Raw genomic sequence first — 15,012 nt, 5'->3', positions numbered from 1 at the left:
GGTTAGAAGTACCCCTCGCGCTTGCGGTCTTCCATCGCCGCCTCCGACATCTTGTCGTCGGCGCGGGTGGCACCCCGTTCGGTCAGCCGGGACGCGGCGATCTCGGTGATCACCGCGTCCAGCGTGGTCGCGGCGGAGTCGACCGCGCCGGTGCAGGACATGTCGCCGACCGTGCGGTAGCGCACCACGCGGGTCTGCACCGGCTCACCGGGCTTCGGGCCGCCCCACTCGCCCGCGGTCAGCCACATGCCGTTGCGGCTGAAGACCTCGCGCTCGTGCGCGAAGTAGATGTCGGGGAGCTCGATCTCCTCGCGGGCGATGTACTGCCACACGTCCAGCTCGGTCCAGTTGGACAGCGGGAAGACCCGGACGTGCTCGCCCGGCGCGTGCCGGCCGTTGTAGAGCTGCCACAGCTCGGGGCGCTGCCGGCGCGGGTCCCACTGGGAGAACTCGTCGCGCAGCGAGAAGACCCGCTCCTTGGCCCTGGCCTTCTCCTCGTCGCGCCGCCCGCCGCCGAAGACCGCGTCGAAGCGGTGCGACTGGATGCCCTCGGTCAGCGGCACCGTCTGCAGCGGATTGCGCAGCCCGTCGGGGCGCTCGCGCAGCCGCCCGTCGTCGATGTAGTCCTGCACCTTGGCCACGTGCAGCCGCAGCGAGTGCTCGGCGACCGTGCGGTCGCGCAGGTCGAGGACCTCGGGGAAGTTGTGCCCGGTGTCCACGTGCAGCAGCGAGAAGGGCACCGGCGCGGGCGCGAACGCCTTGAGCGCCAGGTGCAGCATCACGATCGAGTCCTTGCCGCCGGAGAAGAGGATCACCGGCCGCTCGAACTCGCCCGCCACCTCGCGGAAGATGTGCACCGCCTCCGACTCCAGCGCGTCCAGATGCGTCAGCGCGTACGGGCTGTCCCGCTGCTCGGGGTGCGTGACGGTCGCGGTCATATGGTGAGGCCCTTCTCGGCGAGCAGCGCGTGCACCGCTGCGGCGGACTGTTCCACCGTGCTGCCTTGCGTCTCGATCCGCAGGTCCGGGTTCTCCGGGACCTCGTACGGGTCGTCGACCCCGGTCAGGCCGGTCAGCTCACCCGCGGCCTGCCGTGCGTACAGGCCCTTCACGTCACGCACCGAGCACACGTCGACCGGGGTGGCCACGTGGACCTCGACATATCCGGTGCCCTGCGCCTGGTGGCGCTTGCGCACCGCCTCGCGGCTGTCGGCGTAGGGCGCGATGACCGGCACGAGCACCAGCACACCGTGGGAGGCCAGCAGTTCGGCGACGAAGCCGATCCGCTGCACGTTGGTGTCCCGGTCCTGCCGGCTGAAGCCCAGGCCCGCGGACAGGAACTCGCGGATCTCGTCGCCGTCCAGCACCTCGACCCGGCTGCCGGCCGCCCGCAGGGTGTCCGCCAGCGCGGTCGCGATGGTGGTCTTGCCCGCGCTCGGCAGCCCGGTGAGCCATACGGTGGCGCCGGTGGTCATCGGGGTCTCCTGCTCCTGGGGTGCCGTCACTGGTGGATACCGCACTCGGTCTTGCCGAGACCGGCCCAGCGACCGGCGCGGGCGTCCTCGCCCTCCAGCACCCGGCGGGTGCAGGGCGCGCAGCCCACGGACGCGTAACCGTCCGTCAGCAGCGGGTTGGTGAGCACACCGTGCTCGGCGACGTAGGCCTCCACGTCCTCCTGCGACCAGCGCGCGATCGGGGCGATCTTGACCTTCTGCCGCTTGGCGTCCCAGCCGACGACCGGGGTGTTCGCGCGGGTCGGCGACTCGTCCCTGCGCAGGCCCGTCGCCCAGGCGTCGTAGCCGGTGAGGCCCTCTTCGAGCGGGGCGACCTTGCGCAGCGCGCAGCACAGGTCGGGGTCGCGGTCGTGCAGCTTGGCGCCGTACCGCGCGTCCTGCTCGGCGACGGTCTGCCGCGGGGTGAGGGTGATGACGTTGACGTCCATCACCGCCGCGACCGCGTCCCGGGTGCCGATGGTCTCCGGGAAGTGGTAGCCGGTGTCGAGGAAGACGACGTCCACGCCGGGCAGCGCGCGCGAGGCGAGATGCGCCACCACGGCGTCCTCCATGGAGGAGGTCACGCAGAAGCGCGGCCCGAAGGTGTCGGCGGCCCAGCGCAGGATGTCGAGCGCGGACGCCTCCTCCAGGTCGCGGCCCGCCTGCTCGGCGAGCTGCTGCAAGTCCTGTGCCGTATACGGTGCGGTGGTCACGAAGCGCCTCCCTGCGAGGTGTCGGCGGCCGGCCTCCTGGCCAGCAGCCCGAGGAACTTCAACTGGAATGCGCGGCTGCACGCCCGGCATTCCCAGGCGCCGTGGCCTTCCTCGGACGGACGCAGATCCTCGTCCCCGCAGTAGGGGCAGTAGAACGGGGCGGCTCGCTCGCTCACGACAGCGCCTCCTCCGAGGCCCGCGCCGCCCACTGGGCGAAGCGCTCGCCGTCGGTGCGCTCGGCCTGGAAGCGGGAGAGCACCCGCTCGACGTAGTCGGGCAGTTCGGCGGCGGTGACCTTCAGACCGCGCACCTTGCGGCCGAAGCCGGGTTCGAGGCCGAGGCTGCCGCCCAGGTGGACCTGGTAGCCCTCGGTCTGCTGCCCGTCGGGGCCGGTGACCAGCTGGCCCTTCAGCCCGATGTCGGCGGTCTGGATGCGGGCGCAGGAATTCGGGCAGCCGTTGATGTTGATCGCGATCGGCTCCTCGAAGTCCGGCAGCCTGCGCTCCAGTTCGTCGATCAGCGACGCGCCGCGCGCCTTGGTCTCGACGATCGCCAGCTTGCAGAACTCGATGCCGGTGCAGGCCATCGTGCCGCGCCGGAAGGGCGACGGGCGGACCTGGAGGTCGAGCGACTCGAGACCGGACACCAGCGATTCGACCTTGGACTCCTCGACGTCCAGGACCAGCATCTTCTGGTCGGTGGTCGTACGCAGCCGGTCCGAGCCGTGGCCCGCGGCCAGTTCGGCGATCTTCGTCAGGGTGGTGCCGTCGATCCGGCCGACCCGCGGGGCGAAGCCGACGTAGTAGCGGCCGTCCTTCTGCAGGTGCACCCCGATGTGGTCGCGCCACTGCGCCTGCGGCAGCTCGGGAGCGGGGCCGTCGACCAGCTCGCGCTCCAGGTACTCGTCCTGGAGCACCTGGCGGAACTTCTCCGGCCCCCAGTCGGCCATCAGGAACTTCAGCCGCGCGCGGGAGCGCAGCCGCCGGTAGCCGTAGTCGCGGAAGATCCCCACCACGCCGGCCCACACCTCGGGCACCTCGGCCAGCGGCACCCAGGCGCCGAGCCGCTCGCCGAGCCGCGGGTTGGTGGACAGCGCGCCGCCGACCCACAGGTCGAAGCCGGGGCCGTGCTCGGGGTGCCGGACGCCCACGAAGGCCACGTCGTTGATCTCGTGCACCACGTCGAGCAGCGGCGATCCGGAGACCGCGGTCTTGAACTTGCGCGGCAGGTTGGAGAATTCCTTGTTGCCGATGTAGCGGCTCTTGATCTCGTCGATCGCCGGGCTGCCGTCGATGATCTCGTCCGCGGCGATGCCGGCCACCGGGGAGCCGAGGATGGTGCGCGGGGTGTCGCCGCACGCCTCGGTGGTGGACAGGCCCACCGCTTCGAGACGGCGCCAGATCTCCGGCACGTCCTCGATGCGGATCCAGTGGTACTGCACGTTCTGCCGGTCGGTGATGTCGGCGGTGCCGCGGGCGAACTCCTGCGAAATCTCGCCGATCACCCGCAGTTGCGCCACTGTCAGCCGGCCGCCGTCGATGCGCACCCGCATCATGAAGTAGCGGTCGTCCAGCTCCTCGGGCTCCAGGATCGCGGTCCGGCCGCCGTCGATGCCGGGGCGGCGCTGCGTGTAGAGCCCCCACCAGCGCATCCGGCCGCGCAGGTCGGCGCCGTCGATGGAGTCGAAGCCCGCCTTGGAGTAGATCGTCTCGATGCGCGTCCGCACATTGAGTCCGTCATCGTCCTTCTTCGTCTGCTCGTTGGCGTTGAGCGGAGTGAAGTGGCCCTTGGCCCACTGGCCTTCACCGCGGTGCCTGGACGTCTTGCGACGGGGGGCGGCGGTCCTGGGCGTGTCCCCTGCCTGCGGCTGGGGGGTGTCGGGGCTGGATGCCATGGCGATGCGTCCTTCTGGCAGGCTCGAATACGGTCGATGACGGCGCGGAAGTACCCTGTGGCCTGGGGAAACGCAGAGCGGCGGTACAGGCCGGCGACGGAACACATGGGGAACTCCCGTGCATCCACGACGACGGGGATGGCGGAGCGGTGCGCTGTGCGGTCAGCCCGCCGGACAGATGGCGCTGGACACGCGGCAGAAGTCGACGTGCGGCCGACCTACCAAGGCGATTCCAGTGCGTGACATGACGAAAGCGTGGCATGCAGGTCTCGGGCGAGTCCACCGCTATCCATCATGTGGACCAGATAATCTCACATTGTGAGAAACTGTGTCATGCGTCACTTCCGGCTCCGAGCGGCCGCCGCGGTCGCACGCTCGGCACCGCGGTCACCGTGTCGAAGACCCGGAAACCGCGCCGCCGGTAGTTCTCCAGCGCGTACGGCCCGTCCAGCGAGCAGGTGTGCACCCACACCCGCCGGGTCTCCGGCCGCTCCGCCCAGCGACTGCCCAGGTCCCACGCCCGCGCGGTGCCGTACGACAGCAGGTGGCCGCCGATCCCGCGGCCGCGGAAGTCCGGCAGCAGCCCGAAGTACCCGATCTCCACCACACACTCGTCCTGCCCGGCGAGCTCCACATATCCGGCGGGGCTGCCGTGCTCGTACGCCACCCACAGCTCGGTGCCGGGCCGCTCGTACAGCTCGCGCCACCGGTCGAGCGGCCACGGCAGCCGGTCGAGCCACGAGCAGTCCGCGCCCACCGCCGTGTAGAGGAAGCGCCCGAAGTCCGGTGAGGGGACTTCGGCCCGCACGATGCGGACACCGGAATCGGCCGCGGGGGCGGCCGCGGGCCGCAGCTCGCCCGGCGCGGTCAGTTCGAGGGACCAGGTGGTCACGGCGGTGCTCATGGCGCCCACCTTAAGCGGAGCCGGATCCGCCGCCGTGGCCGGATCCCGCCGGTCGGCAGACGGCGGCGTCAGCAGCCCGCGCGGCCGGCCGGCACAGCGGGCGCCACCGAATGCGGCAGCAGGTCGAGGGCGCGGGCCGGGCGCAGCAGCTCGACCTCCACCGCCTCGGCGAAACGGTAGGGCCGGTGGGCGAGCACCCCCGCCAGGTTCCTGCGCAGCCGGGACAGCTCCGCCCGCACCGTCACCTACGGCTCGGGTCGCCGAAGAGGTCGCCGGCCAGCTCCGCGGCCGAACGGCCCGCCCGGTGCAGCGCAAGCACGTACAGCAGCTCGGCATGCCGTGGGCTCAGCGCCTGCGACCAGCTGCCCGCAGGGCCCGACACGGTGACCGTCCACCCGTCGGGGCGGCTGACGTCCACCACCACCCGGCTCGCCGCCGGCGGCCGCTCCCGGCCGCCCACCTGGATCAGCCACCCGCCCGGCAGCGGTTCGAGCCGGCACACCCCGAGCGCCGGCAGCCACATCTGCCCGGCCGCCACCGACGCGGGCAGCGCGACCCGCTCGGCCGGCGCCATCCCGGTCGCCGCCGCGGTCCACCCGTTGCGGTCCACCACCAGTGCCTGGCCGCCGATCCCGGCCAGCAGCGGCGCCGCCACCGACCGCAGCCGTTCCACCGCCGCCCAGTGCCGCGAGCGCAGCTCGCCCTCGGCGACCCGCGCCACCGCCGACACCAGCGACAGCGTCGCCGGGTGCACCGTCGCAGCCGCAGCGGGCCCGCTGACGTCCACCACGCCCAGCAGCCGGCCGTCCCGCGGGTCGTGCACCGGCGAGGCGGCGCAGGTCCAGCCGTGGTGCGTCCGCACGAAGTGCTCCGCCGAATGCACCTGGAGCGGTGCGCGGGTGATCAGCGCGGTGCCGATGGCATTGGTGCCGACCGCCTCCTCCGACCAGGAGGCGCCCTCGGCGAAGCCCAGCCGGTCGGCGCTCCTGCGTACGGCGGAGCTGCCGTCCCGCCACAGCACCCGGCCCTCGGCGTCGGTCACCACCATGATGTGCCAGGCCGCGTCCGCGACCGGGACCAGGCCCTCGCGCAGCACCGGCAGCACGTCCCCCAGCGCGGTGCTGCGCCTGCGGTGCTCGATCTCCTCCGTGCCGAGCACGCCGTCGTGCCGGCCGACGTCCGGGTCCACGCCGTGTCCCAGCGCGCGCTCCCACGACGCGCCGATCACCGCGCGCGGCGCCTCGGGCGGCACGTCGCCCGCGAGCGTCGCCGCCCGCGCCGACGCGAGCAGGTGCGGGGACGTCCTGAGGTCCGTCCCGTCCGGCCGCCCGAAGCTGATCGGAAGGTGTCGCACGACGCCTCCGTTCTGCCGTTCCTGCCATGGTGCCCGGGGCCCGGACCCAGGCGCTCGGCTTTGCCGCAACCGGTTGCAACGGTTGCGCGGGCGGGCGCTTTGGGCGGACCCTGACGCCGTGTCACGGGCAGGGGTGGTGCCGAGTCGGCGCGGCACCACCCCCTCCGGGGCGTGCCGAGGAATGCGGTTACGGCGCGGCCGGTGCGGCGCGGGTGAGGATCGGGGCGAGGTCGAGGCCGGCCGGGAGCGTACCGAAGGTCGCACCCCAGTCGCCTCCCAGGCGCGAGGCGCAGAAGGCGTCCGCGACCGCGCCCGGGGCGAACCTGACGAGGAGGGAGCCCTGGAGTACGAGCGCCATGCGCTCGACGATCCGCCGGGCGCGTCCCTCGACACCGTCGAGATCGCCCAGCTCGGAGAGCAGGTCCTTGACGGCCGCGTCGAGGCGGTGGTCGGCGCCCCGCGCCAGGCCCACCTCGGTGAGGAAGGCGTTGACCGCGAGCGGCTCACGGCCCAGGACGCGCAGTACGTCGAGCGCCTGGACGTTCCCCGAGCCCTCCCAGACCGAGTTGAGCGGCGACTCCCGGAAGATCCGCGGCATGCCGGACTCCTCGACGTAGCCGTTGCCGCCCAGGCATTCCAGCGCCTCCGCCGCGACGGCGGGGCACCGCTTGGTGACCCAGAATTTCGTCACCGCGACCGCGAGCCGCCGGAAGTGCCGCTCCTGCTCGGTGTCGGTGTCGCAGGCCGCGGCGAGCCGCAGCGCCGTCGTGGTGGCGGCCTCGGACTCCAGGGCCAGGTCCGCCAGGACGTTGCGCATCAGCGGCTTGCCGATCAGCGGCCCGCCGAACGCGGCCCGGTGGGTGGCGTGGTGCACCGCCTGCGCGACGGCCTGCCGCATGAGCGCCGCCGAACCGAGCGCGCAGTCCAGCCGGGTCGCGGCCACCATCTCGATGATCGTGGCGACTCCGCGGCCCTCCTCGCCGACCCGCCGGGCCCAGGTGCCGGCGAACTCGACCTCGGAGGAGGCGTTGGAGCGGTTGCCGAGCTTGTCCTTCAGCCGCTGGATCGCGAAGACGTTGCGCGTGCCGTCCGGCAGCACCCGCGGCAGCAGGAAGCAGGTCAGCCCCGCCGGCGCCTGCGCCAGCACCAGGAAGCCGTCCGACATCGGCGCGGAGCAGAACCACTTGTGCCCGGTGAGCAGATACGCACCCTCCTCGGCGAGCGGCTGCGCGGCGGTGGTGTTCGCACGGACGTCCGAGCCGCCCTGCTTCTCGGTCATGCCCATCCCGAACAGCGCGCCCGGCTTCTCACCGGCCGGCACCAGCCGCGGATCGTATACGTGCGAGCCGAGCAGCGGCTCCCACTCGGCGGCCAGGACGGGGTCGGTGCGCAGCGCGGGCACCGCCGCGTGCGTCATGGACACCGGGCAGCCGTGCCCGGCCTCCACCTGGGACCAGACCAGGAAGCCGGCCGCCCGCCGCAGGTGCCCGTCGGGCCGTGACCAGGCGTCGGTCAGGCCGGCCGTGACGGCGTGGCCGAGCAGCCGGTGCCAGGACGGGTGGAAGTCGACCTCGTCGACCCGGTTGCCGTAGCGGTCGTGGGTGCGCAGCACGGGGGAGTACGTGTTCGCCTCCTCGCCCCACCTCTGCGCCTGTGCGGAACCCGCCGCGGTCCCGAGCAGGGACAGCTCCTCGCCGATCTCCGCCAGCCCGGCCGGGTCCGCGTGCCGCGCGACGGCCTCGGTCAGGGCGGTGTCGGTGCTGTACACGTCATGGCCGACCAGGGGCGGGACCTGGTTCGTCACCGTGTGAGTGGGGGCAGTCATGCCCGCTAACGTAAGGGGGTGCAAGCAGCGGAAGAAAGAAGCCATCGGCGTCCGAGCCGCTGGCGGCGGGCCCGGGTGCTCTACCGGAACGTCTCGAAGCGGAAGGTCGGCTGGCTCCTGCTCAAGGACACGGTCGACTCCTGCATGGAATACCGGGTCACCGGACTCGCCGCCGAGGCGGCCTTCTTCGTGCTGCTGTCCCTGCCGCCGCTGCTGCTCGGCCTGGTCGGCGCGCTCGGCTACGTCGACACGGTCGTCGGCCTGGACACCATCGACCACATACGCCACAACATCCTCAGCGCCTCCGCGACGGTCCTGTCCGACAACGGCGTCAACCAACTGGTCAAGCCCCTGGTGGACGACGTCTTCCACGGGCGCCGCCCCGACCTGATCTCGCTGGGCTTCCTGATCGCCCTGTGGTCCGGCTCCCGTGCGGTGAACGTCTTCGTCGACACCATCACCATCATGTACGGCCTCGAAGGCCGCCGCGGCATCGTCCGCACCCGGCTGATGTCACTCGGCCTCTTCGTGGTCGCGCTGATCCTGGGCGCCGCGGTGCTCCCGCTCATCGTGGTCGGCCCGAACGCCGTCAACGACCTGGTGCCGGGGACCTCGGGCACGGTCCACGTCCTCTACTGGCCGTTCGTCCTGCTGGCCTCGGTCGCCTTCCTCACCACGCTTTACCACGTGTCCGTGCCCGTACGGGCGCCCTGGTACGAGGACGTGCCCGGCGCGCTCGTCGCCCTGCTGATGTGGGTGCTCGGCAGCTTCATCCTGCGGATCTACCTCACGCACGCGGTCGAGGGCCCGACGATCTACGGCTCGCTGGCCGCGCCCGTGGCCGTACTCCTGTGGATCGGCGTCTCGGCCTTCGCCGTCCTGGTCGGCGCCGCGGTCAACGCCGCCGTCGACCGGGTGTGGCCCTCGCTCGGCACCGCCGCGGCCCGCCAGGAGAACGACGAGCGCAAGATCGCCGCCGCCGCGGAGGTCGTCGCCCGAGCCGCCGCCCGCCGCGCCCGCCAGGCCGCCGCGGCCGAGGAGGACGACGACCCGCCGCCCGCCGAGTACCCCGAACGCTGGGTCGACGTCCTCCCCCACAGCGACGTCCGCTCCCGCCTGCGCGCCCGCCGCCCCAAGCCCGAGCCGCCGGCCCCGCTGGTCCCGCCCCGCCCGCCGCGCCCCCTCGCACCGCCCCCGGTGCCCCCCTTCCCCCCGCAGCAGTCGCCCTGGGACGAGCACCACCGCGGATGACCGCGGGGCACCATGGAGGGATGAGCGCGTATCGGGAGACGGCCGGCCTGGCACCCGGGGTGGTCCTGTGGACGCGGACCCACAGCGGCGGCGGCCCCTACCGGGTGCTGCCCGACGGCTGCATGGACCTGATCTGGCACGACGGCGAACTGCTCGTCGCCGGGCCCGACACGGCGGCGCACGTCGCCGTGGACCGGCCGGGCAGCAGCTACGCGGGCGTACGCTTCGCCCCCGGCGTCGGCCCCGCGCTGCTGGGCACACCCGCCCACGAGATCCGCGACCTGCGCGTCCCGCTCGGCGACCTGTGGCCCGCCGCCGACGCCAGGCGGCTCGCGACCCGCGCGGACGCCCGCCCCGCGGCCGTCCTCGACGCCTGGGCCGCCGACCGGGCCCGCGCGGTCGGCCCCGCCGACCCGCTGCCCGCCGCGGTCGCCGCCGCCCTGAAGGAAGGCCGCCGGGTCGGCGGCGTCGCCGCCGCGTGCGGCCTCGGCGAGCGGCAGTTGCGCCGCCGCTGCGAAGCCGTCTTCGGCTACGGCCCGCGCACGCTGGCCCGGGTGCTGCGGCTCCAGCGGGCGCTGGAGATGGCCAGGGCGGGCACCCCCCTGTCCCGCGTCGCCGCGGACGCCGGCTACGCCGACCAGCCGCACCTGTCCCGCGAGGTGCGCTCACTGGCCGGCGTGCCCCTGCGCGAACTGCTCGGCTAGGCCGAGGCCGCGAAGAGGTCGACGGCATTGCCGTCCGGGTCGTGGACGACGGCGTAGCGCTGGCCCCAGAAGGCGTCCCACGGCTTGAGGTGCCCCTCGTACCCGGCCCCCGTCAGCTCCTCCCACATCGCGTCCACCCCCGCCGGGGTCCCGCACTCGAAGGCCAGCGCGACCCGGCTGCCGGTCGCGGGCGACCAGCCGGGGTCGAACGACCGGACGGTCTCCACGGTGTCCCACGCCAGCCGCAGCCCGCCGGGCAGCGTGACCTCGGCGTGCGGCTCACCGTCCGCCACCGCCGGCACCTCGATCCCGAGCCGGCGGTAGAAGGCGAGCGAAGTTGCCATGTCGGCGACGACGAGGCCGAGCAGGGCGATGCGGGGTGTCACGGGGTGTGCGTTCATGCCACCACGCTAGGCGCGTGGCCGTCGCCCGTCTTGAACGAAACGGACGCGTAGGGGCGCCGCCGCGAATGCGCACCCATCTTCGCGGCGGCGCCGTCTTTGTGGGCGGGCGCCCGCCCTCCCCCCGGTGGGGGCTTGTCGCGCAGTTCCCCGCCACTCCCTGCGGGGTGCTGTTACGCACTCCACGGTTGCGCTGTGTGGGGGGCTGGTCGCGCAGTTCCCCGCGCCCCTGAAAAACGCTCACCCTCCTGCGCAGAGGGCAACGCCCTGGCAGGGACCAACGCCTGGCGGCGGAAGGAGCAGGCCAAAAGGGGCGCGGGGAACTGCGCGACCAGCCGAGACGGCGGGTCAGACGCAGAGCCGGGGTAAGGGGCAGCCCCCTTAGGCGCTCGGGAGGACCCAGGCCTGGTTGGCCGAATTCGTGCAGGTCCAGAGCTGAACCTTCGTACCGTTGGCCGTGCCGGCCGCGGCCACGTCAAGGCACTTGCCCAGCGCCTGGAGCGCACCCCCGGACGCCACCGTCCAGCTCTGCGCAGCAGTCCCGTTGCAGTCGTACAGCTGCACCGCCGTGCCATTGGCACTGCTCGCCCCCGCGACATCGACGCACTTCCCGCCGATCCCGCCGATCCCGTGGATCGGCCCGGCCCCGCCGCCGGCGGGCGGCGTCGTCGGCCGTGTCGTGGAGCCGCCGGGCGCCACGTCCGGGTTGTCCGCGTTGGTGAGCGTCTCCCAGGCGATGAAGAGGTTGTTGGAGCCCGCGGGCCGGCGCGACTCCGTCAGGGTCTGCGTGTCGGTCATCGCGATGCCCATCCGCTGGGGGTGCGCGACAGCGAGGCGTAGGAGCTTCTGGGAAAGCGGTTACTGCGACGAGCGATGAGTGTCATGGGGGGCTCCTCGACCACGAGGCGGAAGTGTGGGGGCTCTCGTGGATGGTATGGACCATAGGTCATTGACATGAACAGCGTCTAGACCTTTGAATCCTGCTACAGGCGCACGTCTCCCCCACCGTCGTGCACAAGGAAGGCCCCTCATGGTCAGAACCCGCACCGCACAACCCCGGCTCCTGATACGCCTGTTCGCCCTGCTCGCCGTGCTGCTCGCGGCGCTCGCCGCGCCGGCCCACCGGGCGCACGCGGCGGCCCCGTTCAAGGTGCTCGCCTTCTACGACGGCACCTACGACGCCGCGCACATCAGCTTCGTGCACGAGGCGAACGCGTGGTTCCCGCAGCAGGCCGCGGCCAACGGCTTCTCGTACACCGCGACCAACGACTGGAACCAGCTCAACACCGCCAACCTGGCGAATTACCAGGTCGTGCTGTTCCTCGACAACTACCCGCAGACCGCGGCCCAGCGCAGCGCCTTCCAGACGTACATGAACAACGGCGGCGGCTGGATGGGCTTCCACGTCTCGGCCTACAACGACCAGACGCCCAGCGACTGGTCCTGGTACCACGAGACCTTCCTCGGCACCGGCACCTTCCAGTCCAACAGCTGGGGTCCGACCTCGGAGACGCTGAAGATCGAGGACCCGAACCACCCCGCGACCGCGGGCCTGCCGTCCACGATCACGTCGTCGGTCAGCGAGTGGTACAGCTGGCAGCACGATCTGCGGCAGAACCCGAACATCGACATCCTGGCGTCAATGGACCAGTCCACTTTCCCGATCGGCACGGACCCCAGCCAGACCTGGTACAGCGGGTACTACCCGATCGTGTGGACCAACCACAACTACAAGATGATCTACAACAACTTCGGCCACAACGCGATGGACTACGCCACGAACACGACGTTGTCCTCGACCTTCGCGAGTGCGCAGCAGAACCAGCTCCTGCTCCAGGGGCTGCGCTGGCTGGGCGGTCAGTCAGGCCCCGTCACCCCGCCGTCGGGCGGTGCGAAGGGGCCGATCCACGGCTTCGGCGGGAAGTGCGCCGATGTCGCGGGGGCGAGCAGTGCCAATGGCACGGCGGTGCAGCTGTACGACTGCAACGGGACTGCTGCGCAGAGCTGGACGGTGGCGTCCGGGGGTGCGCTCCAGGCGCTGGGCAAGTGCCTTGACGTGGCCGCGGCCGGCACGGCCAACGGTACGAAGGTTCAGCTCTACGACTGCAACGGGACCGGGTCGCAGGTCTGGCAACCCGGCGCCAACGGCTCCCTGGTCAACCCGCAGTCGGGCAAGTGCCTCGACGCCACGGGCAATACCTCGGCCAACGGCACGAAGCTCCAGATCTGGTCGTGCACCGGCTCGGCCAACCAGTCCTGGACCCTGCCCACCGCCTAAGGCGTAGCCCCTTCCCCCGTCCCGCGTCCGACCCGCCGTCCTGGCTGGTCGCGCAGCTCCCCGCGCCCCTGAAAAACGCTCACCCTCCGCCCAGAGGGCAAGCCACAGGGGCCCGGGGAACTGCGCGGCCAGCCACAGCGGACCGCAACTGTGAACGCAACAGGACGAGGCACCTACCCAGGGTGCGGGGGTACCCCCGGGCGAAGCGCCGGGGGAGAACGGAGCGACCAGCCCCCACGCACCGGAAGGCCTGCGGGCCATCGCAAGTGGCACTCTCCCCCGGCCGTCAGGCCGGATAGGCGTGGGTATCGGTCAGCCCGACCGAGACCCACACGGTGTCGCCGGGGGCGAGGGCGAGTTCGGCGACGGCGACAGCCGTCAGGTCGGCGGCGAGGGGGAGGCCGGCCGCCGGGCCGGAGCCGGTGAGGGCGACGCGGATCCGGTCGCCGTGGGACTCCATGCCGGCGACCTCCGCCGGCCATGCGCCGGCGCCGGCGGCGGCGCGCTCGGCGTGGAGGGCCACCGCGCCCGGGGGGAAGGCCACGAAGGCGGGCCCGTCGAGGTCTTCAGCCGTGGCGAGGCCGAGGCCCGGGGCCAGCCGGACGGTCCGGGCCGCGGCCTCGCCACGGTAGAGGTTGAGGCCGACGAGCCGGGCGATGTAGTCCGTGCGCGGGCGGCGGGCGACCTCGGCCGGTGTGCCCTCCTGGACGGGGCGGCCGTTCTCGATCACGACCAGCCGGTCCGCCAGGACCATCGCGTCCAGCGGGTCGTGGGTGACCAGGACCGCCACCGCTTCGAAGGCGGCGAGGTGCCGCCGCAGTTCGGCGCGGACGTCGAGCCTGGCGCGGGCGTCGAGCGCCGCGAGCGGCTCGTCGAGCAGCAGCATCCGCGGCCCGGTGGCCAGCGCGCGGGCCAGCGCGACGCGCTGGGCCTGGCCGCCGGACAGCCGCCGCGGCTTGGCGCCCGCGTGGTCGGCCAGCCCCATCCGGTCCAGCAGGCCGGCGGCCAGCGCGCGGGCCGCGGCCCGCGGCATTCCGTGGCAGCGCGGCCCGAAGGCGACGTTCTCCAGCGCCGTCAGGTGCGGGAAGAGCAGGTAGTCCTGGAAGACCACGCCGACGGGCCGGTTCTCGGGCGCGGCCCTGCGGCGTGTCGCCGGGTCTTCCAGGGTGTCGCCGTCCAGCCGCAGATGGCCGCCGGTCAGCGGGGTCAGTCCGGCCAGGGCGCGCAGCGCGGTGGTCTTGCCCGCGCCGTTCGGGCCGAGCAGGGCGAGCACCTCGCCGGGCCGTACGGTCAAGGTGACGTCCAGGGCGAAGCCGCCCCGGTCGACGACGAGACGGGCGTCGAGCCCGTCTGGCTCCGTCACAGCGCGCCCGTCCAGCGTTCGCGCAGGCCGGCGAGCACCGCAAGGGACACCGCGAGCAGCACCAGGCTCAGCGCGATGGCCGCGGCGGGGTCGTCCTGGAGGGCGAGGTAGACCGCGAGCGGCATCGTCTGGGTGCGGCCGGGGAAGCTGCCCGCGAAGGTGATGGTCGCGCCGAACTCGCCCAGCGCCCGCGCCCACGCCAGCACCGCGCCGGCCGCCACCCCCGGGGCGATCATCGGCAGCGTCACCCGGCGGAAGGCGGTGAGCCGGGAGGCGCCCAGCGTGGCGGCGGCCTCCTCGTAGCGCGCGTCGGCGGCCCGCAGTGTGCCCTCGACGGTGATGACGAGGAAGGGCATGGCGACGAAGGTCTCGGCGACGACGACGCCCGCGGTGGTGAAGGGCAGGGTGACGCCGAAGGCGGAGTCGAGCCAGCGGCCGACCACCCCGTTGCGGCCCAGCGCGAGGAGCAGGGCCACTCCGCCGACCACCGGTGGCAGCACCAGCGGCAGCGTGACCAGGGCGCGTACCAGCCGCCGGCCGGGGAAGGCCGTGCGGGCGAGCAGCCAGGCCAGCGGCACCCCGAAGACCAGGGACGCCGCCGTCGCCAGGGTCGCGGTCTGCAGCGACAGCCGCAGTGCCTGCCAGACCGCGGCGCCGGCCAACTGGTCGGGCAGGCTCCGCCAGGGCGCCCTGATCAGCAGGGCGACCAGCGGCAGCAGCAGGAAGGCGAGGCCGACCAGCGCGGGCAGCACGAGCGCGACCGGCACCCGGCCGCCGCCGCGCACACCGGCACGCGGCCGGCCGCCGGGGATGCGGCGGGGGCCGGCCGCGGT

General features: G+C 73.1%; 13 protein-coding genes and 2 pseudogenes. 3 read left to right on the top strand and 12 right to left on the bottom strand.

Features of this window, described 5'->3' with window-relative positions:
• Nucleotides 1-2 precede the first annotated feature (2 nt).
• From cysD to OG900_08335, 8 genes and pseudogenes are all read right to left on the bottom strand, one after another.
• Entirely contained in the window at nucleotides 3-938 is a 936-nt protein-coding gene (gene cysD, locus OG900_08370; GenBank protein ID WUH90114.1) for a sulfate adenylyltransferase subunit CysD, read from the bottom strand.
• Complete coding sequence (cysC, locus tag OG900_08365) at nucleotides 935-1,474, bottom strand: adenylyl-sulfate kinase (protein WUH90113.1); 540 nt, start codon at nucleotides 1,472-1,474, stop codon at nucleotides 935-937. Before cysC ends, cysD begins: the two co-directional genes overlap by 4 nt.
• 26 nt (nucleotides 1,475-1,500) lie before the next feature.
• Entirely contained in the window at nucleotides 1,501-2,205 is a 705-nt protein-coding gene (locus OG900_08360; protein ID WUH90112.1) for a phosphoadenylyl-sulfate reductase, read from the bottom strand.
• Entirely contained in the window at nucleotides 2,202-2,381 is a 180-nt protein-coding gene (locus OG900_08355; protein ID WUH90111.1) for a hypothetical protein, read from the bottom strand. Before OG900_08355 ends, OG900_08360 begins: the two co-directional genes overlap by 4 nt.
• Nucleotides 2,378-4,099: a nitrite/sulfite reductase gene (locus tag OG900_08350; protein WUH90110.1), complete on the bottom strand. Its 1,722-nt coding sequence runs from the start codon at nucleotides 4,097-4,099 to the stop codon at nucleotides 2,378-2,380. Before OG900_08350 ends, OG900_08355 begins: the two co-directional genes overlap by 4 nt.
• 331 nt (nucleotides 4,100-4,430) lie before the next feature.
• On the bottom strand, nucleotides 4,431-5,003 hold the full coding sequence (locus tag OG900_08345; protein ID WUH90109.1) for a GNAT family N-acetyltransferase: 573 nt from the start codon (nucleotides 5,001-5,003) through the stop codon (nucleotides 4,431-4,433).
• Between the two features lie 68 nt (nucleotides 5,004-5,071).
• Nucleotides 5,072-6,294, bottom strand: a pseudogene (locus tag OG900_08340) (GAF domain-containing protein).
• Between the two features lie 250 nt (nucleotides 6,295-6,544).
• Nucleotides 6,545-8,182 carry an acyl-CoA dehydrogenase family protein gene (locus OG900_08335; protein WUH90108.1) on the bottom strand — a complete coding sequence of 546 codons (1,638 nt, stop codon included), beginning with the start codon at nucleotides 8,180-8,182 and terminating at the stop codon, nucleotides 6,545-6,547.
• Nucleotides 8,183-8,257: 75 nt separating this feature from the next.
• Here OG900_08335 and OG900_08330 point away from each other — a divergent pair, with 75 nt between their 5' ends.
• Both OG900_08330 and OG900_08325 read left to right on the top strand, forming a co-directional pair.
• Nucleotides 8,258-9,433 carry a YihY/virulence factor BrkB family protein gene (locus tag OG900_08330; protein WUH95674.1) on the top strand — a complete coding sequence of 392 codons (1,176 nt, stop codon included), beginning with the start codon at nucleotides 8,258-8,260 and terminating at the stop codon, nucleotides 9,431-9,433.
• Nucleotides 9,434-9,453: 20 nt separating this feature from the next.
• A complete protein-coding gene (locus OG900_08325; GenBank protein WUH90107.1) occupies nucleotides 9,454-10,137 on the top strand; it encodes a helix-turn-helix transcriptional regulator in 684 nt (227 codons plus the stop codon).
• Here OG900_08325 and OG900_08320 read toward each other — a convergent pair.
• Together OG900_08320 and OG900_08315 are read right to left on the bottom strand one after the other, a co-directional pair.
• Nucleotides 10,134-10,538, bottom strand: a complete 405-nt coding sequence (locus OG900_08320) for a VOC family protein (GenBank protein WUH90106.1) — start codon at nucleotides 10,536-10,538, stop codon at nucleotides 10,134-10,136. The two genes, OG900_08325 and OG900_08320, sit on opposite strands and share 4 nt — an antisense overlap.
• 381 nt (nucleotides 10,539-10,919) lie before the next feature.
• Nucleotides 10,920-11,183: pseudogene (locus tag OG900_08315) on the bottom strand (ricin-type beta-trefoil lectin domain protein).
• A gap of 385 nt (nucleotides 11,184-11,568) precedes the next feature.
• Between OG900_08315 and OG900_08310 the strand changes: the two are divergent.
• Nucleotides 11,569-12,816 carry a ThuA domain-containing protein gene (locus OG900_08310; protein WUH90105.1) on the top strand — a complete coding sequence of 416 codons (1,248 nt, stop codon included), beginning with the start codon at nucleotides 11,569-11,571 and terminating at the stop codon, nucleotides 12,814-12,816.
• Nucleotides 12,817-13,102: 286 nt separating this feature from the next.
• On the opposite strand, the gene OG900_08305 is transcribed toward OG900_08310, so the two are convergent.
• A complete protein-coding gene (locus tag OG900_08305) occupies nucleotides 13,103-14,194 on the bottom strand; it encodes an ABC transporter ATP-binding protein (protein WUH95673.1) in 1,092 nt (363 codons plus the stop codon).
• Complete coding sequence (locus OG900_08300) at nucleotides 14,176-14,991, bottom strand: ABC transporter permease (protein WUH95672.1); 816 nt, start codon at nucleotides 14,989-14,991, stop codon at nucleotides 14,176-14,178. The genes OG900_08305 and OG900_08300 overlap by 19 nt, the downstream gene beginning before the upstream one ends.
• Between the last annotated feature and the right edge of the window lie 21 nt (nucleotides 14,992-15,012).

It is taken from the genome of Streptomyces sp. NBC_00433, assembly GCA_036015235.1.
Taxonomy (GTDB): Bacteria; Actinomycetota; Actinomycetes; order Streptomycetales; family Streptomycetaceae; genus Actinacidiphila.
The sequence above is the reverse complement of the archived record's forward strand: the minus strand, read 5'-3'. Positions and strand labels throughout refer to the sequence as shown.